Origin of the sequence: Pelomonas sp. Root1217 (assembly GCF_001425705.1) — a bacterium.
In the GTDB taxonomy this organism is placed as follows: domain Bacteria; phylum Pseudomonadota; class Gammaproteobacteria; order Burkholderiales; family Burkholderiaceae_C; genus Pelomonas.
Genome location: NZ_LMDC01000001.1, coordinates 1,455,043 through 1,480,085, shown reverse-complemented (window position 1 = coordinate 1,480,085; position 25,043 = coordinate 1,455,043). Strand labels below are relative to the sequence as shown.

Sequence of the window (25,043 nt, the reverse complement as noted above, 5' to 3'; positions counted from 1 at the left end):
TATAATCCGGCGCCTCCTCCCAACGCGCCCGCGGGCGCGCCCCGCCGGCTCATGATCGACAAGCCCCGCTCCGCTGCACCCAGTCCTTCGCCCGCCGGCACTCCCACCTCCCCTCCCCTCTCCGGTCTGAGCTCCCGTCTCGGTCGCTGGGCCTTGTGGGCTCTGGGCATCGTGGCAGGCGGCATCGCGGCCATGTGCCTGCTGCTGGCCCTGGGGCTGGCTCTGGCCTATCCCAACCTGCCGGACATCGGCGGCCTGACGGACTATCGACCCAAGCTGCCCATGCGCGTGCTATCCACCGATGGCGTGCTGCTGGGCGAGTTTGGCGAGGAGCGCCGCAACTATCTGCCAATCAAGGAAATTCCCAAGGTCATGCAGGAGGCGGTGCTGGCCATCGAGGACGCGCGCTTCTATCAGCATGGCGGCGTCGACTACCTGGGCATCATCCGCGCGGGCCTGGCCAACGTCGGCGAATCACGCAGCCAGGGCGCGTCCACCATCACGATGCAGGTGGCGCGCAACTTCTATCTGTCCACGGAAAAGACCTTCACACGCAAGATCTACGAGATCCTGCTGGCGCTGAAGATCGAGTCGGCGCTGTCCAAGGAAAAGATCCTCGAGATCTACATGAACCAGATCTTCCTGGGCCATCGCGCGCACGGCTTCGCGGCAGCCAGCGAGATCTACTTCGGCAAGACGCTGGACAAGATCAGCATCGCCGAGGCGGCGATGCTGGCCGGCCTGCCCAAGGCACCGTCGGCTTACAACCCCATCAACAACCCGCGCCGCGCCAACATCCGCCAGCAATACATCATCGAGCGGATGTATGAGACGGGCTACATCACCGAGGAGCAGCGCGACGAAGCCAAGGCCGAGAAACTGCGCATCCGCCCGGTGCAGGAGTCGGTATCGCATGCCGAGTTCGTCGCCGAGGCAGCGCGCCAGCTGATCTTCAGCCAGTACGGCGACGAAGCCTATTCGCGCGGCCTCAATGTTTATCTGACGCTGAACAGCGCGGAGCAGAACACGGCCTACCGCGCGCTGCGCCGCGGCATCCTCGACTATGAGAAGCGCCAGGTCTACCGCGGCCCGGAGGCCTATGCCGACCTGCCGAGCGACAACAAGGAGCTGGACGCGCGCATCGCGCTCGTGCTGGCCGACCACCCCGCCAACGACGAGTTGCTCGCTGCCGTCGTGCTGGAGGCCGACCCCAAGAAGGTGACGGCGGTGCTGCAAAGCGGAGACGTGATCGCCATCATCGGCGAAGGTCTCAAGCCGGCCACCTCCGGCCTGTCCGACAAGGGCAATCCCAAGACCCGCATCCGCCGCGGCGCCGTCATCCGCGTCGTCAAAGGTACCAAGCAAAAGGACGGCGGCGAGTGGACGGTCACCCAGCTGCCCGAGGTCGAGGGCGCCTTCATATCGCTGGACCCGAAGACCGGCCAGGTGCACGCCATGGTCGGCGGCTTCGACTACAACAAGAACAAGTTCAACCATGTGACCCAGGCCTGGCGCCAGCCGGGCTCCAGCTTCAAGCCCTTCATCTACTCGGCGGCATTGGAGAAGGGCTTCACGCCGGCCACCATCGTCAACGATGCGCCGCTGTTCTTCGATGCCGGCACGACGGGCAGCCAGCCGTGGGAGCCCAAGAACTACGATGGCAAGTTCGAAGGTCCGATGCCGCTGCGCACGGCGCTGGCCAAGTCCAAGAACATGGTGTCGATCCGCGTGCTGCACTCCATCGGCGTGCGCTACGCGCAGGACTGGATCACGCGCTTCGGTTTCGAGGCCGAGAAGCACCCCGCTTATCTGACCATGGCGTTGGGCGCCGGCTCCGTAACGCCCATGCAGATGGCTCAGGGCTATTCGGTGTTTGCCAATGGTGGCTATCGCGTCAGCCCGCAGCTCATCGCCCGCATCACCGACAACAAGGGCCGGTTGCTCTACGAAGCCCTGCCCGTCACGCTGACCGACGACACCCGCGCCATCGAGCCACGCAACGCCTTCCTGATGAGTAGCCTGCTGCAGGAGGTCACGCGCAGCGGCACGGCGGCCCGCGCCCAGGCAACGCTGAAGCGCCCCGATATCTATGGCAAGACCGGCACAACCAACGACTCCATGGACGCCTGGTTCGCCGGCTACCAGAAGGACCTCGTCGCCATCGTCTGGATCGGCTACGACCAGCCGCGCAAGCTCGGCGACCGTGAGACGGGAGGAGGCTTGAGCCTGCCGGTTTGGATCGAGTACATGGGCTTTGCGCTGAAGAACAAGCCCGTCGACGAGATCACGCCGCCGGAAGGCATCGTCAACGTCAATGGCGAGTGGTTCTACGAGGAATACACGACCGGCAACGGCGTGCGCGAACTGTCCAGCGAACCTGCCGCGGTACCGGGTGCGACAACCGAGGATGAGAAGAAGTCCATCCTGGACCTCTTCAAACGTTAGAGGTTCAGGCGCTGAACGTCAGCGTCTGCCCGGCCTGCTCGCTCGCCGATCGCGACAAGCGGGCAAGGAACTCCTGGCCTTCGCGGTCCACCCACTGCGCGCCGTCCCACTTGAAGTGGTAGCCACCCGAGCGTGCCGCCAGCCAGATCTCCTGCAGCGGCGGCTGCGTGTTCAGCACGATCTTGCTGCCCCCAGGCATGCTCAGCTCGAGCAAGCCGCCTGTGCGATGGGTGTCGATGTCCACCACATCACTCTCGAGCCAGGCATCGATCTGCTCTTCGATACGGGCGAGCAAGGCGTGGGCCTTGGCGAGGTATTCGGCGTCGGACAGGGACATAAACTGGGCGGCATGAACAAGACTGCTGTCAGTGTAGGTGGGGGCGTCGCTGCTCTGCTCATCACCCTTACCGCCCTCACGGGTTGTGGGCAGAAGGGGCCGCTGACCCTGCCCCAACCGGCCGGCGCGGCCTCTGCTCCGGCGTCTGGCCCTGCGCGCTAGTCCCGGCCTTCTTCCACCGCGTGGCAGGCCACGCGCACGCCCCTGATCTGCAGCAGCGCCGGCCGTTCGGTCTTGCAGCGCGCATTGGCGAGTGGGCAGCGCGGGTGGAAGCTGCAGCCGCTCGGTGGATTCAAGGGGTTGGGCACTTCGCCCTGCACCGGCGTACGGGCCCGGCCGCTCATGTGGATGTCGGGAATCGCATCCAGCAGCATGCGCGTGTAGGGATGGCGCGGCCGCGCGAACAGTTCGGCCTTGTCGGCCACTTCGACCAGGCGGCCGAGGTACATGACGCCGACCTGGTCCGCCACATGGCGCACCACCGCCAGGTTGTGCGAGATGAAGAGATAAGTCAGACCGCGTTCGCGCTGCAGGTCTTTCATGATGTTGAGCACCTGGGCCTGTACGGACACGTCCAGCGCCGACGTCGGCTCGTCGCAGACAAGGAACTCCGGCTGCGTCGCAAGCGCCCGGGCGATGGAGATGCGCTGACGCTGACCGCCGGAGAACTGGTGCGGGAATTTCTCCGCATCGGCCGGATTCAAGCCGACCGAGCTGAGCAGCTCGCCGACGCGCCGCCTGGCCTCCGCGTTGTCCGGGATCAGGCCGTGCTCGCGCAGCGGCTCGGCGACGATGTCCAGCACCTTCCAGCGCGGGTTCAGCGACGCATACGGGTCCTGGAAGATCATCTGCATGCGGCGGCGCAGCTTCAAGGCGCCGGCACCGGCCAGCGTCCTGGCGATGTCCTCGCCATCGAAGCGCACCGCGCCCTGCGTCGTTGCATACAGGCCCACAAGCAGGCGCGCGACCGTGCTTTTGCCGCAGCCGCTCTCGCCGACGAGAGCCAGCGTCTTGCCGCGCTCGATGCTGAAGGACACGCCATCCACCGCATGCACAAAGGCCTTGGGCTTGCGCTCAACGACGCGGTTCAGCCAGGGCGGGGATACGTCGAAGATCTTGGCGAGGTCCTGCACCTCGACGAGGGGCATGCTCATCGCGGCACCTCCACGGTGACCGGCCGCCAGCATGCCGCAGTCGTCGCGCCAACCTGGACCAGTTCGGGCCGCTCGACGCGGCAACGTTCGACAACGCGAGGGCAGCGCGGGTTGAAGGCGCATCCCGGCGGGATTGCAGTGAGACGCGGCATCGAGCCATCGATCTGCAGCAGGCGTTCGCGATCCTCGTCCATCGCCGGAATCGAGCCCATCAGACCGACGGTGTACGGGTGAGCCGGGTGGTGGATGACGTCGGCCACCGGGCCAATCTCGGCGATACGACCGGCATACATGACGGCGACGCGGTCGCAGGTCTCGGCGATGACACCCATGTCGTGGGTGACCAGCATGACCGCCGCGCCTTGCTCGCGGCAGACCTTCTTCAGCAACGCAATGATCTGCGCCTGGATGGAGACGTCCAGTGCCGTCGTCGGCTCGTCGGCGACGATGAGCTTGGGGTTGGCCGCCAGGGCCAGGGCGATGACGACACGCTGGCGCATGCCCCCCGAGAACTGATGCGGGAAATGATCGACCCGAGCGTCGGGCGCCGGAATGCCGGTGGACGCCAGCAGTTCGACGGCGCGGGCCCGGGCCTGGGCGGCGCTCAGATCCAGGTGGGTCGTGATCGTCTCGGTGAGTTGCTGGCCCACCGTATAGAGCGGATTCAGCGACGTCAGCGGGTCCTGGAAGACAGCCCCGATCTCCTTGCCACGGATGCGGCGCATCTGCTCGTAAGGCAGGTTGTCGATGCGCCGGCCCGCGAGCCTGATCTCGCCCGCGGCGATGCGGCCCGGCGGGTCCAGCAAACCGATGATGGCCGCACCGGTCAGCGACTTGCCGGCGCCGGATTCACCGACGACGCCAAGGATCTCACCGGGAGCGATCGAGAAAGAGATGTCGTCCAGCGCCAGCAGCGTGCCGCGGCGGGTCGGGAACTCCACCCGCAGGTGGCTGACTTCAAGCAAAGGGACGGTCATCGCAGGCGGGGGTTGAGCGCGTCACGCAGCCAGTCGCCCAGCAGGTTCACGCTGAGCGTGATCAGCACCAACGTCAGGCTGGGCCAGGCGGTGATCCACCATTCGCCCGAGAACAGGTAGTCGTTGCCGTTGCGGATCAGCGTGCCCAGTGACGGGCTGGTCGCCGGCACGCCGACGCCGAGAAAGGACAAGGTCGCTTCGGTGATGATGGCCGAGGCGACCTGGATGGTGGCCAGCACCAGCACCGGCCCGAGCACGTTGGGCAGCACATGGCGGCGCATGATGCGCAGCGAGCCGACGCCGATGACGCGGGCGGCCTGCACATATTCCTTGTTGCGCTCCACCAGCGTCGAGCCACGCACGGTGCGCGCGTATTGCACCCAGCCCGTCAGCGCAATCGCCAGCACGAGGACGACGAAGGCCAGCATGTCGGGAGCATGCGGGAAGAGGCTGCGGCCGACGCCACTGATCATCAGCGCGACGAGGATGGATGGGAAGGACAGCATCACATCGCAGATGCGCATGATGAGGGCGTCCGTGCGGCCGCCGACAAAGCCAGCCAGCAGGCCGAGGCTGACGCCGATCAGGATGGATAGCAGCACGGAGGCAATGCCGACCAGCAGCGAGATGCGCGCGCCGTACATCAGCGCCGACAGGATGTCGCGGCCCTGGCCGTCCGTGCCGAGCCGGTACTTGGCTTCGCCGCCATCGACCCATGCCGGAGGCTTCAGCGAGTCCATCAGTTCCAGCGTCGCCAGGTCAAAAGGGTTGTGGGGCGCCACAAACTCCGCAAACAGCGCGCAGACAAGGCAGACCAGCGCAATGGCGGCAGCCAGCATCGCAACCGGCGAATTTCGGAAGGAATGCCAGACGTCGCCGTCGAAGAAGCCGCGCAGCGCGGATGCCGACGGGGTGGGATTGGGATTGGCGTCGACTGCCATGGTCAATGCGCTTTGCCTTCGACGCGCAGGCGCGGATCGACGGCGAAATAGAGGAGGTCAACGCCGAGATTGATGACGACGAAGATCAGCGAGATCAGGCAGAGATAGGCAGCCATCACAGGGATGTCGGCGAACTGCACGGCCTGGATGAAGAGCAGGCCCATGCCGGGCCACTGGAAGACCTGCTCGGTGATGATGGCGAACGCAATCAACGAGCCGAGTTGCAGGCCGGTGATCGTGATGACGGGCACCAGCGTGTTCTTCAGCGCATGGCCGAAGTAGACGCTGCGGTCCGTCAGGCCGCGGGCGCGGGCAAAGCGGATGTAGTCGGTGCGCAGCACCTCCAGCATCTCGGCGCGCACGAGCCGCATGATCAGCGTCAGCTGGAAGGCCGACAGCGTGAAGGCCGGCAAGACGAGGTGCAGCAGGCCGTCCCGCGTCAGCAGGCCCGAAGTCCACGTTCCCAGGGCAACGACCTCACCGCGGCCGAAGCTCGGCAACCATTTGAGTTCGACCGCGAAGACCCAGATCAGCACGATGCCGATGACGAAATTGGGCAGGCTGACACCGAACAGCGTGCCCGTCATCAGCAGTTGTGCACTCGCCTTGCCGCGGCGCAGTGCCGCGTAGACGCCCAGCGGGATGCCCAGGCCGAGCGCGATCAGGCCGGCAACGAGAGCGAGCTCCAGCGTCGCCGGAAAGCGCTCGACGATGAGGCTTGAAACCTTGCGGCCCTGGCGCAGGCTGATGCCGAATTCACCTTGGGCCGCGTTGACAGCGAAACGCGCGAATTGCACGGGAAAGGGCTGGTCCAGGCCGAGATCCTTGCGCAAGGCGATGCGCTGCTCTTCGGTCGCATCCTGGCCCAGCAAATTCGTGACCGGGTCGCCCACGTACTGAAACAGCATGAAGGCGATGAAGGCCACCGTCAGCATGACGACGAGAGCCTGGACGAGGCGGCGAAGAATGAAGACCAGCATGAAGACTTTGCGCGGCGCGAAGGCGGGATCATGGCGAAGTGCGGGAGCCGGAGCTTCCCGGGAAAGCCCTAGCACCCTGAGCCTGAGCCGCCAAAGAAAACGGGCCGCTTTCGCGGCCCGTTGAGACGCTTCGCGAGGCCGAAGCCTCGCATCGGCATCAGAAGCGGTGACGCAGACCGACCATCGCGCCACCACGCTTGACAGCGTTGTTCAGGAAGAGCACCTCGCCCTTGAGCTTGGTGTAGTCCATTTCCAGGTAGGCGTCCGTACGCTTGGAGAAGGCGTAGTCGAGGACGACGGCGAAGAAGTTGGCCTTGGACTTGGTGTTGGCGTTTGTCGCGAAGCCCAGAGCATTCGCAAACGGAGCTGCCAGATTCTGCGCCGTGCCGTAGTGCGTTTGCTCGGTCAGCCAGGCGTTGGCACCAATATTCAGCTGCGGGGTCAGCTGATAAGTTGCACCAAACATGATCATGGTGCGCTTCTTGATGTCGGCCGAGTCCGTATTGAAGACGTTGGCGCCCAGAATGCCGCTGGTGTACGCACCGCGAGTCGTCAACGCAATGTTGGCGGGCGAACCGGGTGCCGCTGAAGCAGCAAACGCCCCGGCGCTGGTTTGATTCAGCAGCGTAAAGGGGTTCTCAAACTTGTTCTCGCCCCACGAAGCGTGAACATACAGCGGGCCTTGTGTGTAGGACGCACCCAGCACCATCGCCTTGATCTTCTTGCCGGTTTGCTCCGTCGCTTGCAGGTAGGCACCACCCGCACCGAACTTGCCGTCGTTGTAGCGGACCAAGCCGCCAATGGTCTTGTTCGGCAGCGCGGCAGCGGCACCGCTCTGGGCCTCGCCTGCGCTCACCTGGACTTCGGCATAGAAGCTGCCGAACTGGGCCAGGTACTTGACCATATTGTCCTGACGCGCCGCCATAGACATGCCGATCTCGGGCTTGTAAGCCTCGATATAGGGCGAATAGCGGAAGGACGCGAAGGACGACGTGTAGAGGTCGAACAGGATGTTGTATTGACGACCGAGGCGGATCTGGCCCAGTTCATTCGACTGCAGGCCAACCCATGCCTGGCGCCAGAAGTCCGCGGCGGCGACCGCGCCGGTATCGGAACTGAGGCGATGTTCCATGTTCGCCAGAGCCTTGAGGCCGCCGCCCATGTCTTCGATGACGTTCACACCCAGACGGCTTTGCGACATGCCGCCAGGGATCAATTGCTTTGGCGCAACACCGGGATTGACGTTGGTGGTGTAACGCGCGGCGGCGTCCACGATGCCGTACAGGGTCACGCTGGACTGGGCCCAAGCGGAAGAGGTGCAAGCGGCCAGAGCGGCGACTGCCAGAGTGGCTTTTTTCATCAAGGTTGTCTCCTGCGAAGAAAAGTGAACTTTTTGATTCTCAGTGATGCGCCCTGCCATAACGCTAGCTCTGTTGTGGATTTCCCACAGCAATTCCCCTGTCTCGCATGGGACAAAAGAAAAGCCGCCCGAAGGCGGCTTGGCTGATTTCGCTGCGGCCGAGGCCGCGCGGCATCAGAAGCTGTGACGAACGCCGACGTCGTAGCCGGTGGACTTCTGGCCGTTGGCCGTAGCGGCTGGTGCGCCGCCCAGAGCGAAGCGGGTCGTGCCGTCGTTCTTGAGCTGGGCGAACGTCGTATACAGCGCAGTGCGCTTGGACAGGTTGTAGACGTAGCCGACGGCGAACAGCTTGGGAGTGCCGACCGTGGCGAAACCGGTCTCACCGCTGGTCTTGGCTTGGCTGTAGGAACCCCACAGCTGGCCTTGACCCAGAGGGGCCGTCAAGGAGGCCGTCAGGACCTTCTGCTTGCGCGACAGATACTTGGACTCCGTGTACGACAGGGACGGGCGAACCACGCCGAAGTCATAAGCCGCGCCAACCGAGGCCAGCTTGAACTTGCTGCTGTCAGCGGCGTTGGACGTGCTGGCGTAGGCGCCCGACACGTGCAGGGGACCCTGCTTGTAGCCCAGGCGAACCGACTGGCCCTTGTTGGTGCTCGTGCCTTCACCAGCCGACACGTCAACACCGCCGTAGAAGCCGCCGAGATTGGCCGGCAGGGAATACGAGGCGAGGTTGTCAGCACGGCCGAACGACGTGCCGTTGCCGCTGCCCAGGTTGCTGTACAGCACGCTGACGCTACCCAGGCCGGTGAATGCGGATGGGTCGAAGTCTTCGATGTGCAGGCGCGAAACGGTCTTGTTGCGGCCGAGGCGCACTTCACCGAAATCGCCGCTCAGGCTGACCGTGGCGCGACGACCCCAGAAGGCGCCACCGCCACCAGCGACACCGGTGTCGGCATCGATTTGGGATTCCAGCCAGAAGCCAGCCTTCAGGCCGCCGCCCAGGTCTTCAGTGCCGCGCACGCCGAAACGGCTGGTGTTCAGGCCGCTGGAGTCCAACTTCTTCATCGTAAGACCGCCGGTCTTGACGTACTTCAGGTCGGCATCGATGACGCCAAACAGAGTGACGGACGATTGCGCGACGGCAGCGCCGCCGGTCAGGCCGAGGACGGCCAAGGCAATCAGAGCTTTCTTCATTCGATACTCCTAGGTATTCATCCGAGTCGCCGAGCGAACAGGCCAGCGACTTACCTCCTGTGAGGAAGTGCGCGTATTCCACTACAGGTTTGAGATGCTGGGGAATTCACGGATATGAAATTATGTGTTGTCGTTGCCGATCCACAACGCCGCCCAAGATTCACGATTTCTTCATCGAAACATTGCTTAACTGAATGCAACCTCAAGCAAGCGATTCGCATCGTCGCGATCTGAACTTTCGAGACCGGTTCATCAGTACGCTCGACGCGGGGCTTCGCACGGTATTCGTACCTACCCGCGCCACACGTCAGTCGCCATCGGCGGTCCAGCCGCCGGTCGAGTTGGATGCGGCAGACAGGCAGCATGCGGCAGCGTTGATGCGCGTCAATCACGTCGGTGAGATCTGCGCCCAGGCGCTTTACCAGTCACAGGCGCTGTTCAGCCGCAATGCGGCGCTGCGGCGTTACTTTGAACAAGCCGCCCAGGAAGAACTGGATCACCTCGCCTGGACGGCCGACCGGATCGCCGAGCTGGACGGCCATACCAGCCACCTCGCACCGCTCTGGTGGGCCGGCGCCTTCGCCTGGGGCAGCCTGGCTGGGCTGGCCGGCGATCAATGGAGTCTTGGCTTCGTCGTCGAAACGGAGCGCCAGGTCGAAGCCCATCTGGCCTCGCATCTCCAACGCCTGCCCGAAGCCGACGCGCCATCGCGCGCCATCGTCGACCAGATGCGGCGCGAGGAAGCCGAGCATGCCGACGCGGCTGTCGCCGCCGGCGCTCGGCCGTTGCCGGCGCCCATTGCTGAGCTGATGCGCGCAGCAGCCAAGGTCATGACGACCGTGGCTCACCGAGTCTGATCAGACCTGGCTCAGACTTCAATGACCTCGAAAGAGGTGCTGATGGCCGAGGTCTTGGCCAACATGGCCGTCGCCGAGCAGTATTTCTCGTGCGACAGCGCCACCGCCCGCTCGACGATCTCGGGCTTGAGTCCCTTGCCGCTGACGATGAAGTGGAAATGGATGGCCGTAAAGACCTTGGGATCGCTGGTGGCGCGCTCGGCCTTCAACGCGACCTTGCAGCCACGTACATCATGGCGGCCACGCTTGAGGATGAGGACCACGTCATAGGCCGTGCAGCCGCCCGTGCCCGCCAGCACGGTTTCCATGGGCCGCGGCGCCAGGTTGCGCCCGCCACCGTCCGGCGCGCCGTCCATGCTCAAAACATGACCGCTGCCGGTCTCGGCCACGAAGCTCATGCCACTCGGGCCCTCAGGACCCAGCCAACTGACGGTGCATTCCATGGTCATCTAGAGTCAAAGCCCCAATTCGTTCACGAAAAATATTGCAGCGCAGCATAACTCGGCGCTAAACTGCCATCCAAGCGAAAACGTTTTCGCACCGATTGTCTCCTCCACCGCCTCCATGGTGGATTCAACCCGAGCTTGCAAAAGCTCGGGTTTTTTTTCGCCGAAGGCAGGCAAGCGGCGCCACATGAGGGTCTCCCCTATCATGCGGCGCCGCAACAAGAGATCATGGAGAGACGATGAGCCCCGCCCGGCCGCCCGTAGGGGCTCAACTCCCGCCCGGCGGGACAGCGCGCAGCGCAAAGGGTGCCGCAGGGACCTCCCCCTCGCGCCGACGCCAGCCCCCTGTCAAGGCGCCGTCCAGCGCGTCATCTCAGGTGCCCGCGATGCTGCCGCCCGGCAGCAGCTATCTGCAGCGAATCCTGAACGCCCGGGTCTACGAAGTCGCCCGCGAGACCCATCTCCACGCCGCCGCCAAGCTGTCCAAGCGCCTGTCCAACAAGGTCTGGCTCAAGCGCGAGGACGAGCAGGATGTCTTCAGCTTCAAGCTGCGCGGCGCCTATAACAAGATGGCGCATCTGTCGGCCGAGCAACGAGCGGCCGGCGTCATCTGTGCTTCGGCAGGCAACCACGCCCAGGGCGTGGCGCTGTCGGCGAAAAAGCTCGGCTGCCGCGCAGTCATCGTGATGCCGGTGACCACGCCCCAGGTCAAGGTCGAGGCGGTGCGCGGCCACGGTGGCGAAGTCGTGCTGTTCGGCGAGAGCTTCACCGACGCCTATGGTCACGCCAAGGAACTGGAGAGTGCGCAAGGCCTGACCTTCGTCCACCCCTTTGACGACCCCGACGTCATCGCCGGCCAGGGCACCATCGCCATGGAACTGCTGCGCCAGCATCCGGGCCCCATCGACGCCATCTTCGTCGCTATCGGCGGCGGCGGTCTCGTCTCCGGCGTTGCCGCCTATGTCAAGGCGCTGCGCCCGGAGATCAAGATCATCGGCGTGCAGACCACCGACTCTGACGCCATGCTGCGCTCGGTGAAGGCCGGCAAGCGCGTGACGCTCACTGATGTCGGCCTGTTCGCCGACGGCACCGCTGTCAAGCTGGTGGGCGAGGAGACCTTCCGCATCGCGCGCGAACTGGTCGACGACTTCATCGTTGTCGACACCGATGCCGTCTGCGCCGCGATCAAGGATGTTTTCGAGGACACGCGTTCCATTCTTGAGCCTTCGGGCGCCATGAGCGTCGCCGCCGTCAAGCAATATGTCGCCTCGACCGGCGCCAAGGGCCAAACGCTGGTGGCCATCACCTGCGGCGCCAACATGAACTTCGACCGCCTGCGCTTCGTCGCCGAGCGGGCCGAGGTCGGCGAACACCGCGAGGCCCTGTTCGCCGTCACCATCCCCGAGGCCCGTGGCAGCTTCAAGCGTTTTTGCGAGCTGCTCGGGCCGCGCAGCGTCACCGAGTTCAATTACCGCATCGCCGGCGCCGACGTCGCCCATATCTTCGTTGGCATCGCCATCTCCAAGCCCGACGATGCTGCCAAACTGGCCCGCACCTTCAGCAAGGCCGGCTTCGAGACGCTGGACCTGACCAACGACGAGCTCGCGAAGCAGCACATCCGTCACATGGTGGGTGGGCGCAGCGAACTGGCGCGCGACGAGCGCCTCTATCGCTTCGTCTTTCCTGAGCGGCCGGGCGCGCTGATGCGCTTCCTGTCCAGCATGCACCCCGACTGGAACATCAGCCTTTTTCACTACCGCAACCAGGGTGCGGACTACGGCCGCATCCTCGTCGGCATTCAGGTTCCCAAGGGCGATGCGGCGGCTTTGCGAGAGTTCCTCAACGGCCTGAACTATCCCTTCGAAGACGAAACCTCCAATCCGGTCTATCGCTTGTTCCTCGGTTGAGTTGAAATGCGGGGTCTGACAACGCCTGCGCCATGACCGTTGCCCAACAGTCGCTGATCTCTCCCACCGCCAACCCTGAGCTTGAAAAGGCCCTGCGTGACCGCGTCGATCGACGCTCGGCCATCGCTGGCGGCCTCGGCGAACTGGAACCACTGGCCGTCCGCCTCGGGCTCGTGCAGAACAGCCTGACGCCGCGCTTCCGCGACCCGGTGCTCGGTCTTTTCGCCTCCGATCACGGCATCGTCGTCGACGGCGTTGGCGCGCAATGGGGCCGCGCCACCAGGGATCAGGTGCAGATGGCCCTGCATGCCCAGTTGCCGGTGTCGGTCTTTGCCCGGTTGCAGGGGCTGCACCTGACCGTCGTCGACTGTGGCGTCGCCGAGAATCTGCCCCCCCACGCCCGGTTGCTGGCGCGCAAGGTCGCCCATGGCACGCGCAACGCACGCACTGCGCATGCGATGAGCGTCGAGCAGGCCCACGCCGGCGTGCGCGTCGGCATGGAAATCGCCGACAACCTGCCCGGCAATGTGCTGGCCTGCGCCTCCATGGGCCAGGGCTCGCCCGAATGCGCCGCCCTGGTGCTGGCGCGGCTGTCCGACCAACCCGTGCGCGACTTCATCGTCTCCGGCCCGACGATGCGCCAGGACGATCTCGTCCATCTGCTCGATGTGTTGCAAGGCGCCCTGGCCCGCCATCGCGACGCCAAGGACCCCATGGACGTCATCGCGGCCTTCGGTGGCCACGAGATCGCCGTCATGGTCGGCGCCATGCTCGTTGCGGCCAGCAAGCGCAGCCTCATCATCGTGGACGGCATCGCCGCCTGCGCCGCGCTCAAACTCGCGTCGCTGATCTGCGCGCCGGTGACCGACTACGCCGTGTTCTGCCGCAGCCATGTGCACCGCGGCCTGGATGAAGCGCTGGCCCTGTTCCACGCCTCTGCCTTGCTTGAACTCGGCATGGACAGCGCCGACGGTACCGGCGCGGCCCTGGCTTGGCCGATGATCCGTGCCGCCGCTGCCCTGCTGACCGATCTGCACGAGGTTGCCGAAGCCCGCGTCGCTGCTCGCCCCGACCCCAGCGCCCACGTCCCGACGCTGGGCGCCTAACGCCGGCTCAGCGGCTCAGCGCTGCTGCTCCCCGCGCGTCGGCGGCGAGGCCTGGTTTGCCGGCGCCGCGCCATAGACCGAAGGCATGGTGGCCGGCACGGGCGTCGGCGCATTGGCGCGCAGCGGCAGGCCCTGGGCATTGGGCGCGGCATTGGGATTGCCGCTCGGATTGCCATTCGGATTGCCGCCCAGCACCACCGGAGATGGCGCAGCCGGCGGCAGCGCGCCGGTGGCCGCAGCGGCCGGCGGGCTGATCTGCAAGACCTGGCTGGGCGCCTGGCCGATGCGGCCCAGGCTGGCACTGCGGACATCCACACGCAGCAGGCGCAGCTCGCCGTCGACCACGGCGCCGACGCGCACCGTGCGCGCCACGCCGTCCACCTCGATCAGCGCGACGCCTTCGCCGGCCTCGGCCGCCTTGGCGTTCTTGGGCGCAACGACACCGAGCAGGCGCAGCCGCGTCGATGCGGCGACCTCCGGCTCGGGCACGGCCTCGGGCGCCGTCACGCCGAGCAGCCGGCTCAGGTCGACCGCCCCCCCGCGCCCCTCACCGGCTGGCAACACCGAAGCCGGCATGGCCAGCGGCCGAGCGAGCAGTTGCAGGCTCCAGTAAGCCACCGAGCCGCCCAGCAGCAGCCACACCGTAAACGCCATCGTTCGAGCAAGCATGGCCCATTATGATGGCCCGCTCACCGCAGCTCAGCGCTTCCACGCTCCCAGACATGCGTCGTTCCTCTCTCACCGGCCACATCGCCCGCGGCTTCACGTTGATCGAACTGCTGGTCGTGCTCGTCATCATCGGCGTGCTTGCGGCTCTGGTCGTGCCCAATGTGCTGGACCGCGCCGAAGACGCCCGCGTCACCGCCGCCCGCACCGACGTCAACAACCTGATGCAGGCGCTCAAGCTCTACAAGCTGGACAACCAGCGCTATCCGAGCTCGGAGCAGGGCCTGGACGCCCTCGTGCACAAGCCCACGGCCGGCAATCCGCCGCCGAACTGGAAGCCCTATCTGGAAAAGTTGCCCAACGACCCCTGGGGCCACCCCTACCAATACGCCAATCCCGGCGTGAAGGGCGAGGTTGATATCTACAGCTTTGGCGCCGACGGCCGCGCCGGCGGCGAGGGCCGTGACGCGGACATCGGTTCCTGGCAGTAAGCCGCGCGGCTTCACGCTCATCGAGCTGCTGGTCGTCGTCGCACTGATCGCGATCACCAGCGCCACGATCACGCTGGCGTTGCGCGACCCCGCCGAGCTGCAGCTGCAGCGCGAAGCCCAGCGCCTGGCCGCGCTGCTGGAGACGGCACGCGCCGAGAGTCGTGCGTCGGGCCTGGACGTGCGCTGGATTCCCAAGGGCATCAAGAGCGGCGACGACTTCCGCTTCGAAGGCCTGCCTCGCACCATCCAGCTGCCCACGCGCTGGCTTGGCGAGCCGGTGGCCGTGCTGATCGACAACGCGACCGCCACCAACCCCGGCCTGAGGCTCGGCCCCGAGCCCGTCATCCCCGCCCAGCGCCTGCGCCTGCAGCTCGGCAGCCAGCAACTCGTGCTGGCCACCGACGGCCTGGCCGCCTTCGACGTCGTCACGCCGCAATGAATCCCGTGCATGACCAGCGCGGCTTCACGTTGATCGAGGTCCTCGTCGCCCTGGTCATCGTCGCCATCGCGCTCGGCGCTGGCATCAAGGCTGCCGGGGCGCTGACAAACAACGCCGAGCGCCTGGCCCAGGTCAGCGCGGGCCAATGGTGCGCCGAGAACCTGTTGACCGAATTGCGCTTGACCCAGCAGTTTCCCGACATCGGCGAATCGCCCTTCAGCTGCGAGCAGCTTGGCCGCAGCTATGGCGGCAAGCTCAGGGTCAGCCCGACGCCCAACCCACTGTTCCGCCGCGTCGACGCCGACGTCACCGACGACCAGGGCCGCCCCGTGCTCAGCTTGAGCACCATCATGGGCAAGTTCTGATGAAGGTGCGCGGCTTCACCCTCGTCGAGGTACTCGTCGCCCTGGTCGTCATGGCAACCATGGCGGCCATGGCTTGGCGGGGCATCGATGCCCTCGTGAGAAGCCGTGAGATCGCCCAGGCCCACCTGGCCCAGACCGCGCGGCTGCAGACCGTGCTGGCGCAGTGGGAGGTCGACCTGCGCGCCTTGCAGGACAGCCACAGCACCGTGCAGCCCATCGCTTTCGACGGCGGCAACCTCGTGCTGACCCGTCAGGCGCCGACCGGTTTGCAGGTCGTCGTCTGGAGCCTGCGCGAAGGCAGCCTATGGCGATGGGAAAGCCCGGCGCAGCGTACCGTGCAGGACCTCGAAGACCAGCGCCAGCGCGGCCTGCAGCAACTGGACCAACGCAACCCGGCACTGCGCGCCTTCGACGGCGTGGCCGGCTGGCAGTTCTACTGCTACTGGGGCAATGCCTGGAGCAACTGCCAGTCCACCGGCGGCATCGGCAACGACAACGCCGGTCCCGTCAACCCCAAGACGCCGACCCAGCCGCCCGCCGGCCTGCGCGTGGCCATGCAGTTCGCCGAGGGCAGCGGCCTGACAGGCACGCTGACGCGCGAGCTGGAAGTGACCGTTCGATGAGGACTCGTCAGAGCGGCGCCGCCTTGCTCACGGCAATGATCATCGTCACGCTGATTGCCAGCCTTGCCGCAGGCATGGTCTGGCAACAGTACCGCGCCGTGCAGATCGAAGCCGCCGACCGCGCGCGCGCCCAGAGTGCCTGGATCCTGCAAGGCGCATTGGACTGGGCCCGCCTGATCCTGAAAGAGGACGCCCGAGGCAACAGCCAGCAGGGGAAGAAGATCGACCACCTCGGCGAGCCCTGGGCCGTGCCGCTGGCCGAGGCGCGGCTGTCCACCTTCCTGGCTGCCGACCGCACGGCGGCCAGCGATGACGACGGCCCCGAGGCCTTCCTGTCCGGCACCATCGAGGACGCGCAGAGCCGCTACAACCTGCGCGCACTGCTCGGCGGTGCCAAGGTGCCGGAGTTGGAGCAACGCGTGCTGGAGCGGCTGTGCAGCCAGGTCAACGCGGCGCCCGGCGCAGCTGCCGTCATCGTCACCGGCCTGCGGAGCGCTTTCCCGGCGCCGGCCAGCGCCGCCAGCGGGCCCGGCGTGCCTGCGAGCGATGCGGCCATCAGCGAGTCCGGCCCCCTGCGGCCGGCCGGCCTGGACCAGCTCGCCTGGCTGGGCCTGGACGCCGACACCCTCAAGCGCCTGCAGCCCTATGTGGTGCTGCTGCCCAAGCCCACGCCGGTCAACTTGAACACCGCGCCGCGCGAAGTCATCGCAGCGCTGTTCGACGGCGTCGACCTCGCCTCGGCCGAGCGCCTGGTGCAGGGCCGCAAGGCCCAGCCGCTGCAGAACGTCGACGACGCCAAGAATTTCCTGCCCGCCGCTGTCGACCTCAGCGGCAACCGGGCGTCGGTGGAATCGTCCTACTTCATCGTCACCGGCCGGCTGCGCCTGGACGAGCGTCAGCTCGAACAGCGCTCGCTGATCTTCCGCAACAACCTGAGCATGGACATCCTTGCCCGCGAGCGCATCAACCAGCTGCTGGATCAGTGATTCCTTGAACTCGAACCTGGCTACAGACTTTCACCGGCGGCTTGGCGCCCGGGCCGGGAAGGCAGCCGCCCCTCCTAGAATGCGCCGCCCCTGATCTCCCAATGAGCACCCTGCTGCTGTTCCTGCCCCCGCGGACGCGCCTGCGCGCCCTGGGCAAAGCCGCGTCCGCCGCGGCCGAGCTGCCTCGCGCCGACGCGATGCGCGAGTACGACTACGCACTGACGCCGGACGGCCGCCAGATCACCGCCGAGGGCCGTGCCGCGCCGGGTGGCCTGCCGGCGGCGGACAGCGTCATCGCCGTTGTCAATGAGTCCGACGTGGCCTGGCGCCGCGTCGAACTGCCACGCGCCGGCCGCCAGATGCGCGCCGCCCTGGCCGGCAAGCTTGAGGAGGCCTTGCTCGACGAGCCTGACACCCTGCACTTTGCGGTCGAGCCCGATGCGCTTGGCGGCGACACGGCCTGGATCGCCATCACGTCGCGCCCCTGGCTGGCCGAGCATCTGGCCCAGCTCGAAGCGGCCCATATCTTCATCGACCGCGTCGCGCCGCTGTCCTGGCCCGACGAATTGCCGCGCGGCCATTTCTTTGAAGCCAATGGCAATGCCGTCGCCCTGCGCTGGAGCCATGTGGACGGCGTCGCCACCCTGCCGCTGGACGGCGGCCTGGCGCGCCAGTTCTTCCCGCCTGGCCTCGTGCACGCCGCGCAGTGGACGGCCACGCCGGCCGTCGCAACGGTGGCCGAACGCTGGCTGGGCACGACGGTCACCGTGCAGACGCCGGCGCAGCGAGGCTTGGCCGTCGTCGACAACGCCTGGGATTTCCGCCAGTTCGACCTCGCGCCCCGCGCCCGTGGCGTGCGCGCCCTGCGCCTCATCAGCCGCGGGCTGATGCGCAAGCCCTGGCAGCCGGTGCGCTACGGCCTGGCCGGCCTGGTTCTGGTGCAGCTGCTGGGCCTCAACCTGTGGGCCTGGCACCAGCACCGCGAGGTGGCGGCGCGACGCGAAGCGGTCACAACGACGCTGACCACCGCCTTTCCGCAGGTGCGTGCCATCCTCGACGCGCCGGTGCAGATGCAAAAGCAACTCGACCTGATGCGGGCCAGTGCCGGCAGCGTCGGCGAGCAGGACCTTGAAGCCCTGCTCGCGGCCGCCGCCATGGCCTGGCCTGCCGACCGCCCGCCGACGGATGCGCTGGCCTTCGAGCCCGGCCGCCTCACCGTGTCGGCACAGGGCTGGGCCCAGCCCCAGATCGACAATTTCCGCAACCAGCTGCGCAGCGAAGGCTGGCAGCTGGACGCCAGCGAGGGCAAGCTGACCATCAGCCGCACCAACGCGCAAGGACGCCCCTGATGGCCCGCTTCAATTCCAGCGCCGGCGACGGCCTCTCCGCCCAGCTCGGCCAAGCCAAGGCGCAAGCCCTGGCGCACTGGCAAGCCCTGGGCGAACGCGAACGCTTCGCCGTGGGTGCCATCGGCCTGCTCCTCGGCCTGCTGCTGGCCTGGAGCGTGCTGCTCGCGCCGGCCCTGCGAACGCTGAAGACAGCGCCTGCCGAACTGGACCGGCTGGAGCTGCAACTGCAGCAGATGCAGGCCCAGGCGCAGGAGGCCCTGGCGCTGCGCGCGGCGCCACCGGTGCCAGCCGACCAGGCCCAGGCCGCATTGAAGGCGTCCGTCGATCATCTGGGCGCCGCAGCCCGCCTGAACCTGACCGGCGACCGCGCCGTCGTCACGCTCACCGGCGTCGCGCCCGAGCTGCTGCAGGGCTGGCTGGGCGAGGTGCGCTCGGCAGCGCGGGCCCGGCCCGTCGAAGCCCAGCTGACGCGCGGCCCCAAGGGCTATTCCGGCACGCTGGTGCTGAGCCTGGGAGGCGCCTGATGGCCTTGTTCAAGAAGCGCAGCGGCCACACGACGCAGCAAATGTCGGACTCGGTGCTGGGCAGCGGCAGCTATGGCGGCCGTGCGGTGCGCCACCGCACGCCACGGCGCTGGGCCTTGGGCGGCGCGCTGATAGGCATCCTCGCCGCGCTCATCATCTTTGCGCCGGCGAGCTGGCTGGCACGCGCGCTGGCCTCGGCCAGCAACGACCACCTGCTCATCGTCGACACGCGCGGCAGCGTCTGGAATGGCTCGGGCGTGCTGGTGCTGACCGGCGGCACCGGCAGCCGTGATGCCTCGGCCCTGCCCGGCCGGCTGTACTGGCGCATGGCCGTCAAAGGCCTGGGCCTGCAGCTCACAGCGCGCCAGGACTGCTGCATCAACGGCGACCTGCTACTGGGCATCAAGCCCGGCCTGGGCCGCACGGAGATCAGCGTCGACAACCAGGCCGACTGGCTGGCCCGGCTGCCCGCCGGCCTGCTGGCGGGGCTGGGCACGCCATGGAACACGCTGCAGCTGGGTGGCTCGCTGCGCCTGTCTGCCCGCGAGCTGAGGCTCGAGTCGGTGCAGGGCCGCTGGCGCCAATTCGGCGAGCTGCAGCTGGACCTGCTCAACCTGTCCTCGCGCGTGTCCACAGTTGCGCCGCTGGGAAGCTACCGTTTCACCGTGACGGCCGACACGGCCAATCCCGGCGTCAGCACGCTGCGCCTGTCCACGCTGGAGGGCGCGCTGCAGCTTTCGGGCGTCGGCACGCTGAACAGCGGTGGCAAGAGCCGCTTCACTGGTGAGGCCGGCGCAGCGCCGGGCCGCGAGGAAGCGCTGAACAATCTGCTGAACATCATCGGGCGCCGTCAAGGGGCCCGCTCCGTCCTGACGATCGGATGATCATGAATTTCCAACGCACCGCCGTCGCTTCGGCCACCGCGCTTTCCGTGCTGCTGACGTCCACCGGCAGCGCGTTCGCCCAGCCCGACAGCGCCACCGTGCAGCGCGGCCGGCCAGGCTCGGGCAAAGGCCCCGCCGTGCGCGCCAGCTCGCCGGTCACGCTGAACTTCGTCAACGCCGACATCGAGGCCGTCACCCGCGCCATCGGCGTCATGCTGGACCGGCAGATCATCATCGACCCGCGCGTCAAGGGCACGATCACGGTCTACAGCGAGCAGCCGGTGTCGGTGCGCGAGGCTTATCTCAACTACCTCGCGGCGCTGCGCGGTCTGGGTTTCACCGTTGTAGAGACGGCCGGGCTCTTGAAGGTGCTGCCCGAGCCCGATGCCAAGCTGCAGGCCGGTTCGGTGGCCGTTGAGACCAGCGCGGTGCGTGGCGACCAGATCCTGACGCAGATCTTCCGCATCCAGCACGAGAACGCGAACAACCTCGTCGCCGTGCTGCGCCCGCTGATCAGCCCCAACAACACCATCAATGCCAACCCGGGCAACAACAGCCTGATCATCACCGACTACGCCGACAACCTGCAGCGCATCGCCAAGATCATCGCGGCGATGGACACGCCGGGCACCAGCGACATCGAGATCGTGCCGCTGAAGAACGCCGTCGCCGCCGACCTGGCGCCGCTGGTGCAGCGGCTCGCCGATGGCGGTGCCGCCGTCGGCGCGGCCGTGCCGGGCCAGAGCAGCAGCGCCGTCAATGTGCTGGTGGACCCGCGCTCCAACGGTCTCATCCTGCGCGCCAGCAACCCGGCACGCCTGGCCGCCGTGCGCTCCATGGTCGACAAGCTCGACCAGCCCAGCGGCGATGGCGGCGGCAACAACATCCGCGTCGTCTACCTGAAGAACGCCGATGCCACCAAGCTGGCCACCGTGCTGCGTGCGGCCTTCGGCGCCGCCTCGTCGGGCAGCAGCAGTGGGGGCAGTTCCTCGGGCACGTCCAGCCTCAGCGGCAGCGGCTCGCTGACTGGCGCCTCGCCCTCGCTGACCGGCGGCAACGCCGCCAACAGCAACACCGGCGGCATGAGCTCGGCCGCCGCGACGGCGCCGCTGACGCAGTCAGCCGGCCCTTCCACCGGCGGCTTCGTGCAGGCCGACCCGTCGACCAACTCGCTGATCATCACGGCCGCCGAGCCGCTGTACAGGCAGGTGCGCGCCGTCATCGAGCAGCTCGATTCGCGCCGCGCCCAGATCTACGTCGAGTCGTTGATCGTCAAGATCGACAACACCAAGGCGGCCCAGTTCGGCGTGCAGTGGCAGAACCTGTTCGGCAGCAAGGGCGACAACACCATCACCGGCGCCGGCACCAACTTCGGCTCAGGCCTGTCCAACATCATCAACGGCACCGTGGCCGTGGCCGGCGGTCGCAGCGGCGTGGCCTCGGCCCTGGGCTCGGGCTCGGCGCCCACTGGCCTGAACATCGGCATCCTGAGAAAGGTCGGCGACTTCTACACGCTCGGCGCGGTTGCCAATTTCTTCGAGAGCCAGAGCGGCGCCAACGTGCTGTCCACGCCCAATTTGGTCGCGCTGGACAACGAGGAGGCCCGCATCGTCATCGGCCAGAACGTGCCCTTCGTGACCGGCTCCTACGCCAGCAGCGGCGGGTCGACCGGTGGCACCGTCAACCCCTTCACGACCGTGGACCGCAAGGACGTGGGCCTGACGCTGAAGATCAAGAGCCAGATCGGCGAGGGCGGCACGGTGCGCATGGTGGTCTACCAGGAGAACTCCTCCGTGGTGCCCGGCTCCAACAGCACCACCGGCCCGACGCTGGACAAGAGCGCCATCGAGACCAGCGTCGTCGTCGACGACGGCGACATCATCGTGCTCGGCGGCCTGCTGAAGGACGAGTACACCGACGGCGACGACGGCGTACCGGGCCTGTCCAAGATCCCGCTGATCGGCAACCTGTTCAGCAGCAAGAACCGCAAGCGCGTGAAAACCAACCTGATGGTCTTCCTGCGCCCCGTCGTCATGCGCAACGCCGACAGCGCCAACCAGCTGACGCTGGACCGCTACGAGAGCATCCGCAGCGTGCAGCAGGGCAGCCAGCCGCAGAAGAGCCTGGTCCTGCCCGACACCGGCGCGCCGGTGCTGCCCGAGCCCAAGACTTCGCCGCCGAACAAGGCCCTGCCGCAGCCGTCGCTGCAGCAGACGCCCCCGCAAACGCCGCAGTAAACCTGCCATGGCCGCCACCCGCCACCCCCTGCCCTACGCCTTCGCCAAGGCCAACACCGTGCTGCTGGAGGACGACGGCAGCACGCTGACGCTGTGGGCGCCACCCGAGGTCGGCTGGGCCACGCTGTCCGAGGTGCAGCGCCAGTACGCGGTAGACCGGCTCGAATCCGAGGCCGCGAACTCGCTGTCCGAGCGCATCAATGCCGCCTATGCTGGTAGCGAATCCAGCGCGGCCGTCGTCGTCGGCGAAGTCGAGAGCGCGGTGGACCTGTCGCGCATGATGCAGGACCTGCCGGCGGTGGAAGACCTGCTTGAGGCTGCCAACGACGCGCCCATCATCCGCATGCTGAACGCGCTGCTGACGCAGGCGGCCAAGGACGGCGCGAGCGACATCCACATCGAGCCCTATGAGCGCGCCTCGTCGGTGCGCTTTCGCGTCGACGGCACGCTGCGCGAAGTGGTGCAGCCCAACCGTGGTCTGCATGCGGCGTTGATCTCGCGGCTGAAGATCATGGCGGAGCTGGACATCGCCGAGAAGCGCCTGCCGCAGGACGGCCGCATCTCGCTGCGCATCGGCGGCCGCGCCATCGACGTGCGCGTGTCCACCCTGCCCTCGGCGCACGGCGAACGCGCGGTGCTGCGCCTGCTGGACAAGAGCGAATCCAAGTTCACGCTCGAGGGCCTGGGCATGGACGGCAACGTGCTGACCGCCTTCAAGAAGCTGGTGCAGCAGCCCCACGGCATCGTCCTGGTCACCGGCCCGACCGGCTCGGGCAAGACGACCTCGCTGTATGCGTCGCTGCAGACCGTCGACACCAGCACGACCAATGTGCTGACCGTCGAGGACCCGATCGAGTACGAGCTGCCCGGCATCGGCCAGACCCAGGTCAACAGCAAGATCGATCTGACCTTTGCCAAGGCCCTGCGCGCCATCCTGCGCCAGGACCCGGACGTCATCATGATCGGCGAAATCCGCGACTACGAGACCGCGCAGATCGCCATCCAGGCCTCGCTGACCGGCCACCTGGTGCTCGCCACGCTGCATACGAATGACGCGCCCAGCGCCGTCACGCGCCTGACCGACATGGGTGTCGAGCCCTTCCTGCTGAGCAGCTCGCTGCTCGGCGTGCTGGCCCAGCGCCTGGTGCGGCGCCTGTGCCCCGTCTGCAAGCGCCAGGACGACCATGACCGCTGGCACCCCGTCGGCTGCGATGCCTGCGGCCACACGGGCTACAAGGGCCGCACAGGCGTGTATGAGCTGATGGTGGCCGACGACGCCGTGCGCAGCCTCATTCACAACCGAGCGCCGGAGAGCCAACTGCAGGCCGCTGCCGAGGCCAACGGCCTGCGCTCCATGCGCGAGGACGGCGAAAGGCTGATCGACGCCGGCGTGACGTCGCTCGAAGAAGTGCTACGCGTGACGCGCGAATAGGCTGACCCGCCGTGCCAGCCTACAAATACGAAGCCCTCACCGACGCCGGCCGCCAGAGCAGCGGCCTGATCGAGGCTGACAACCCGCGTGCGGCGCGTGCCATGGTGCGCGCGCAAGGCCTGACGCCACTGTCGATCGAGATGGTGCAACAGCATGGCACCCAGGAAGGCAGCCGCTTCGCCCGCCGCGTCTTCAGCACGACGGCGCTGGCCGTCTGGACGCGCCAGCTCGCCGGCCTGGTCGGCTCCAGCCTGCCCATCGAGCGTGCGCTGACGGCCTTGGCCGACGAGAGCGAGGACACCAAGCAGCGCGAGCTGATCTCGCAATTGAAGGCCGAGGTCAATGCCGGCTCGACTTTCGCGCGGGCGCTGGGCCTGGCGCCGCGCGAGTTCGACGAGGTCTATCGCGGCGTCGTGGCTGCCGGCGAGCAGAGCGGCGCGCTGGGCCAGGTGCTGGAGAAGCTCGCCGACGACCTCGAGGAGCGCCAGGACCTGAAGGCCAAGCTCATCGGCGCCATGGCCTACCCGGCCATCGTCTCCTTCATCTCGGTGCTGATCGTCATCTTCCTCGTCACCTACGTGGTGCCGCAGATCGCGACCGTGTTCACCAGCTCCAAGCGCGCCCTGCCCGCGTTGACGGTCGCAATGCTCGCCGTCAGCGACTTCGTGCGCAGCTGGGGCTGGGCCATGCTGGCCGTCCTCGTCGCCGGTGGTGTGGCGCTGCGCTTCGCGCTGAAGGCACCGGCCTTCCGGCTGCGCTTCGACGCCGGCATCCTCGGCCTGCCCCTGGTTGGGCGACTGGCGCGCGGCTACAACGCCGCCCGCTTCGCCGGCACGCTGGCCATGCTGGCCGGTGCCGGCGTGCCCATCCTGAAGGCGCTGCAGGCGGCGGCCGAGACCCTGTCCAACCGCGCCATGCAGGCCGATGCGCTGGACGCCCTGGTGCAGGTGCGCGAAGGTGCGCCGCTGGGCTCGGCCCTGGCTGGCAAGAAGCGCTTCCCCGGCATCCTGGCGATGTTCGCCCGCCTGGGCGAGCAGACTGGCCAGCTGCCCGAGATGCTGGGCCGCGCGGCGCGCCAGCTAGGCGTCGAGGTGCAGCGCCGCTCGATGGCCGCGGCGACGCTGCTCGAACCGCTGCTCATCGTGGCGATGGGCGCCGTGGTGCTGCTGATCGTGCTGGCGGTGTTGCTGCCGATCATTCAGTTGAACACCTGGGTGAAATAGACCACCCCTTACCGCAGCGAAGCTGCGGCCCCCTCAAGGAGGCTGAGCCCGGACACAAACAGTCCTGAGGACTGTTTGTGCCTGGCGAAGGACAAGGCCTCTGGCCTTGGCAACTGC

At 67.1% G+C, this 25,043-nt stretch carries 26 protein-coding genes; 16 read left to right on the top strand and 10 right to left on the bottom strand.

The window, feature by feature from the left end:
* Positions 1 to 51: 51 nt before the first annotated feature.
* A complete protein-coding gene (locus tag ASC95_RS06675) occupies positions 52 to 2,445 on the top strand; it encodes a penicillin-binding protein 1A (protein WP_082567523.1) in 2,394 nt (797 codons plus the stop codon).
* Between the two features lie 4 nt (positions 2,446 to 2,449).
* On the opposite strand, the gene cyaY is transcribed toward ASC95_RS06675, so the two are convergent.
* The gene (gene cyaY / locus ASC95_RS06670; protein ID WP_200960075.1) at positions 2,450 to 2,782 is read right to left on the bottom strand and encodes an iron donor protein CyaY; all 333 of its coding nucleotides are present in this window, start codon (positions 2,780 to 2,782) and stop codon (positions 2,450 to 2,452) included.
* On the opposite strand from cyaY, the gene ASC95_RS32420 reads away from it, so the two are divergent.
* On the top strand, positions 2,672 to 2,944 hold the full coding sequence (locus ASC95_RS32420; protein WP_082567568.1) for a lipoprotein: 273 nt from the start codon (positions 2,672 to 2,674) through the stop codon (positions 2,942 to 2,944). The two genes, cyaY and ASC95_RS32420, sit on opposite strands and share 111 nt — an antisense overlap.
* On the opposite strand, the gene ASC95_RS06665 is transcribed toward ASC95_RS32420, so the two are convergent.
* The 6 genes from ASC95_RS06665 to ASC95_RS06640 all read right to left on the bottom strand — a co-directional run bounded on the left by ASC95_RS06665 (position 2,941) and on the right by ASC95_RS06640 (position 9,391).
* Complete coding sequence (locus ASC95_RS06665; RefSeq protein ID WP_057296907.1) at positions 2,941 to 3,936, bottom strand: ABC transporter ATP-binding protein; 996 nt, start codon at positions 3,934 to 3,936, stop codon at positions 2,941 to 2,943. The two genes, ASC95_RS32420 and ASC95_RS06665, sit on opposite strands and share 4 nt — an antisense overlap.
* Positions 3,933 to 4,913: an ABC transporter ATP-binding protein gene (locus tag ASC95_RS06660; protein ID WP_057296906.1), complete on the bottom strand. Its 981-nt coding sequence runs from the start codon at positions 4,911 to 4,913 to the stop codon at positions 3,933 to 3,935. The genes ASC95_RS06665 and ASC95_RS06660 overlap by 4 nt, the downstream gene beginning before the upstream one ends.
* Positions 4,910 to 5,854: an ABC transporter permease gene (locus ASC95_RS06655; RefSeq protein ID WP_057296905.1), complete on the bottom strand. Its 945-nt coding sequence runs from the start codon at positions 5,852 to 5,854 to the stop codon at positions 4,910 to 4,912. The genes ASC95_RS06660 and ASC95_RS06655 overlap by 4 nt, the downstream gene beginning before the upstream one ends.
* 2 nt (positions 5,855 to 5,856) lie before the next feature.
* Positions 5,857 to 6,834, bottom strand: a complete 978-nt coding sequence (locus ASC95_RS06650) for an ABC transporter permease (protein WP_057296904.1) — start codon at positions 6,832 to 6,834, stop codon at positions 5,857 to 5,859.
* Between the two features lie 157 nt (positions 6,835 to 6,991).
* Entirely contained in the window at positions 6,992 to 8,194 is a 1,203-nt protein-coding gene (locus ASC95_RS06645) for a porin (RefSeq protein WP_082567567.1), read from the bottom strand.
* 174 nt (positions 8,195 to 8,368) lie between these two features.
* Positions 8,369 to 9,391, bottom strand: coding sequence for a porin (locus ASC95_RS06640; protein ID WP_057296902.1), 1,023 nt, complete (start codon positions 9,389 to 9,391; stop codon positions 8,369 to 8,371).
* 194 nt (positions 9,392 to 9,585) lie between these two features.
* On the opposite strand from ASC95_RS06640, the gene coq7 reads away from it, so the two are divergent.
* The gene (coq7, locus tag ASC95_RS06635) at positions 9,586 to 10,248 is read left to right on the top strand and encodes a 2-polyprenyl-3-methyl-6-methoxy-1,4-benzoquinone monooxygenase (RefSeq protein WP_082567522.1); all 663 of its coding nucleotides are present in this window, start codon (positions 9,586 to 9,588) and stop codon (positions 10,246 to 10,248) included.
* Positions 10,249 to 10,259: 11 nt separating this feature from the next.
* Here the strand turns inward: coq7 and ASC95_RS06630 are convergent, their stop codons facing one another.
* Together ASC95_RS06630 and ASC95_RS06625 are read right to left on the bottom strand one after the other, a co-directional pair.
* Positions 10,260 to 10,691, bottom strand: coding sequence for an OsmC family protein (locus tag ASC95_RS06630; RefSeq protein WP_057297084.1), 432 nt, complete (start codon positions 10,689 to 10,691; stop codon positions 10,260 to 10,262).
* 12 nt (positions 10,692 to 10,703) lie between these two features.
* Positions 10,704 to 10,883: a hypothetical protein gene (locus ASC95_RS06625; RefSeq protein WP_157255972.1), complete on the bottom strand. Its 180-nt coding sequence runs from the start codon at positions 10,881 to 10,883 to the stop codon at positions 10,704 to 10,706.
* A 197-nt stretch (positions 10,884 to 11,080) separates the two neighbouring features.
* Here ASC95_RS06625 and ilvA point away from each other — a divergent pair, with 197 nt between their 5' ends.
* Entirely contained in the window at positions 11,081 to 12,601 is a 1,521-nt protein-coding gene (gene ilvA / locus ASC95_RS06620) for a threonine ammonia-lyase, biosynthetic (protein ID WP_057296900.1), read from the top strand.
* A 32-nt stretch (positions 12,602 to 12,633) separates the two neighbouring features.
* Positions 12,634 to 13,707, top strand: coding sequence for a nicotinate-nucleotide--dimethylbenzimidazole phosphoribosyltransferase (locus ASC95_RS06615; protein WP_057296899.1), 1,074 nt, complete (start codon positions 12,634 to 12,636; stop codon positions 13,705 to 13,707).
* A 15-nt stretch (positions 13,708 to 13,722) separates the two neighbouring features.
* Here ASC95_RS06615 and ASC95_RS06610 read toward each other — a convergent pair whose 3' ends face one another.
* On the bottom strand, positions 13,723 to 14,376 hold the full coding sequence (locus ASC95_RS06610; protein WP_157255971.1) for a hypothetical protein: 654 nt from the start codon (positions 14,374 to 14,376) through the stop codon (positions 13,723 to 13,725).
* 53 nt (positions 14,377 to 14,429) lie between these two features.
* On the opposite strand from ASC95_RS06610, the gene gspG reads away from it, so the two are divergent.
* The 11 genes from gspG (at position 14,430) to gspF (ending at position 24,926) form a co-directional block, all read left to right on the top strand.
* A complete protein-coding gene (gene gspG / locus ASC95_RS06605; RefSeq protein WP_157255970.1) occupies positions 14,430 to 14,864 on the top strand; it encodes a type II secretion system major pseudopilin GspG in 435 nt (144 codons plus the stop codon).
* On the top strand, positions 14,836 to 15,303 hold the full coding sequence (locus ASC95_RS06600) for a Tfp pilus assembly protein FimT/FimU (protein WP_057297082.1): 468 nt from the start codon (positions 14,836 to 14,838) through the stop codon (positions 15,301 to 15,303). Before gspG ends, ASC95_RS06600 begins: the two co-directional genes overlap by 29 nt.
* The gene (gene gspI / locus ASC95_RS06595) at positions 15,300 to 15,668 is read left to right on the top strand and encodes a type II secretion system minor pseudopilin GspI (protein WP_056203235.1); all 369 of its coding nucleotides are present in this window, start codon (positions 15,300 to 15,302) and stop codon (positions 15,666 to 15,668) included. Before ASC95_RS06600 ends, gspI begins: the two co-directional genes overlap by 4 nt.
* Positions 15,668 to 16,291: a type II secretion system protein J gene (locus ASC95_RS06590; RefSeq protein WP_057296897.1), complete on the top strand. Its 624-nt coding sequence runs from the start codon at positions 15,668 to 15,670 to the stop codon at positions 16,289 to 16,291. The genes gspI and ASC95_RS06590 overlap by 1 nt, the downstream gene beginning before the upstream one ends.
* Complete coding sequence (gene gspK, locus ASC95_RS06585) at positions 16,288 to 17,277, top strand: type II secretion system minor pseudopilin GspK (RefSeq protein ID WP_057296896.1); 990 nt, start codon at positions 16,288 to 16,290, stop codon at positions 17,275 to 17,277. The genes ASC95_RS06590 and gspK overlap by 4 nt, the downstream gene beginning before the upstream one ends.
* A gap of 101 nt (positions 17,278 to 17,378) precedes the next feature.
* On the top strand, positions 17,379 to 18,626 hold the full coding sequence (gspL, locus tag ASC95_RS06580; RefSeq protein WP_057296895.1) for a type II secretion system protein GspL: 1,248 nt from the start codon (positions 17,379 to 17,381) through the stop codon (positions 18,624 to 18,626).
* Complete coding sequence (gene gspM / locus ASC95_RS06575) at positions 18,626 to 19,150, top strand: type II secretion system protein GspM (protein WP_082567521.1); 525 nt, start codon at positions 18,626 to 18,628, stop codon at positions 19,148 to 19,150. Before gspL ends, gspM begins: the two co-directional genes overlap by 1 nt.
* Entirely contained in the window at positions 19,150 to 20,034 is an 885-nt protein-coding gene (gene gspN, locus ASC95_RS06570; protein ID WP_235537712.1) for a type II secretion system protein N, read from the top strand. The genes gspM and gspN overlap by 1 nt, the downstream gene beginning before the upstream one ends.
* A gap of 2 nt (positions 20,035 to 20,036) precedes the next feature.
* Complete coding sequence (gene gspD / locus ASC95_RS06565) at positions 20,037 to 22,271, top strand: type II secretion system secretin GspD (RefSeq protein ID WP_082567566.1); 2,235 nt, start codon at positions 20,037 to 20,039, stop codon at positions 22,269 to 22,271.
* Positions 22,272 to 22,278: 7 nt separating this feature from the next.
* Positions 22,279 to 23,703, top strand: coding sequence for a type II secretion system ATPase GspE (gene gspE / locus ASC95_RS06560; RefSeq protein ID WP_057296893.1), 1,425 nt, complete (start codon positions 22,279 to 22,281; stop codon positions 23,701 to 23,703).
* 11 nt (positions 23,704 to 23,714) lie between these two features.
* Entirely contained in the window at positions 23,715 to 24,926 is a 1,212-nt protein-coding gene (gene gspF / locus ASC95_RS06555; RefSeq protein WP_057296892.1) for a type II secretion system inner membrane protein GspF, read from the top strand.
* Positions 24,927 to 25,043 lie beyond the last annotated feature (117 nt).

Coding starts and splice junctions, on each gene's coding strand:
- ASC95_RS06675 (WP_082567523.1), top strand. CDS start 52: ATGATCGACAAGCCCCGCTCCGCTGCACCCAGTCCTTCGCCCGCCGGC.
- ASC95_RS32420 (WP_082567568.1), top strand. CDS start 2,672: ATGGGTGTCGATGTCCACCACATCACTCTCGAGCCAGGCATCGATCTG.
- cyaY (WP_200960075.1), bottom strand. CDS start 2,782: ATGTCCCTGTCCGACGCCGAATACCTCGCCAAGGCCCACGCCTTGCTC.
- ASC95_RS06665 (WP_057296907.1), bottom strand. CDS start 3,936: ATGAGCATGCCCCTCGTCGAGGTGCAGGACCTCGCCAAGATCTTCGAC.
- ASC95_RS06660 (WP_057296906.1), bottom strand. CDS start 4,913: ATGACCGTCCCTTTGCTTGAAGTCAGCCACCTGCGGGTGGAGTTCCCG.
- ASC95_RS06655 (WP_057296905.1), bottom strand. CDS start 5,854: ATGGCAGTCGACGCCAATCCCAATCCCACCCCGTCGGCATCCGCGCTG.
- ASC95_RS06650 (WP_057296904.1), bottom strand. CDS start 6,834: ATGCTGGTCTTCATTCTTCGCCGCCTCGTCCAGGCTCTCGTCGTCATG.
- ASC95_RS06645 (WP_082567567.1), bottom strand. CDS start 8,194: ATGAAAAAAGCCACTCTGGCAGTCGCCGCTCTGGCCGCTTGCACCTCT.
- ASC95_RS06640 (WP_057296902.1), bottom strand. CDS start 9,391: ATGAAGAAAGCTCTGATTGCCTTGGCCGTCCTCGGCCTGACCGGCGGC.
- coq7 (WP_082567522.1), top strand. CDS start 9,586: ATGCAACCTCAAGCAAGCGATTCGCATCGTCGCGATCTGAACTTTCGA.
- ASC95_RS06630 (WP_057297084.1), bottom strand. CDS start 10,691: ATGGAATGCACCGTCAGTTGGCTGGGTCCTGAGGGCCCGAGTGGCATG.
- ASC95_RS06625 (WP_157255972.1), bottom strand. CDS start 10,883: ATGTGGCGCCGCTTGCCTGCCTTCGGCGAAAAAAAACCCGAGCTTTTG.
- ilvA (WP_057296900.1), top strand. CDS start 11,081: ATGCTGCCGCCCGGCAGCAGCTATCTGCAGCGAATCCTGAACGCCCGG.
- ASC95_RS06615 (WP_057296899.1), top strand. CDS start 12,634: ATGACCGTTGCCCAACAGTCGCTGATCTCTCCCACCGCCAACCCTGAG.
- ASC95_RS06610 (WP_157255971.1), bottom strand. CDS start 14,376: ATGCTTGCTCGAACGATGGCGTTTACGGTGTGGCTGCTGCTGGGCGGC.
- gspG (WP_157255970.1), top strand. CDS start 14,430: ATGCGTCGTTCCTCTCTCACCGGCCACATCGCCCGCGGCTTCACGTTG.
- gspI (WP_056203235.1), top strand. CDS start 15,300: ATGAATCCCGTGCATGACCAGCGCGGCTTCACGTTGATCGAGGTCCTC.
- ASC95_RS06590 (WP_057296897.1), top strand. CDS start 15,668: ATGAAGGTGCGCGGCTTCACCCTCGTCGAGGTACTCGTCGCCCTGGTC.
- gspK (WP_057296896.1), top strand. CDS start 16,288: ATGAGGACTCGTCAGAGCGGCGCCGCCTTGCTCACGGCAATGATCATC.
- gspL (WP_057296895.1), top strand. CDS start 17,379: ATGAGCACCCTGCTGCTGTTCCTGCCCCCGCGGACGCGCCTGCGCGCC.
- gspM (WP_082567521.1), top strand. CDS start 18,626: ATGGCCCGCTTCAATTCCAGCGCCGGCGACGGCCTCTCCGCCCAGCTC.
- gspN (WP_235537712.1), top strand. CDS start 19,150: ATGGCCTTGTTCAAGAAGCGCAGCGGCCACACGACGCAGCAAATGTCG.
- gspD (WP_082567566.1), top strand. CDS start 20,037: ATGAATTTCCAACGCACCGCCGTCGCTTCGGCCACCGCGCTTTCCGTG.
- gspE (WP_057296893.1), top strand. CDS start 22,279: ATGGCCGCCACCCGCCACCCCCTGCCCTACGCCTTCGCCAAGGCCAAC.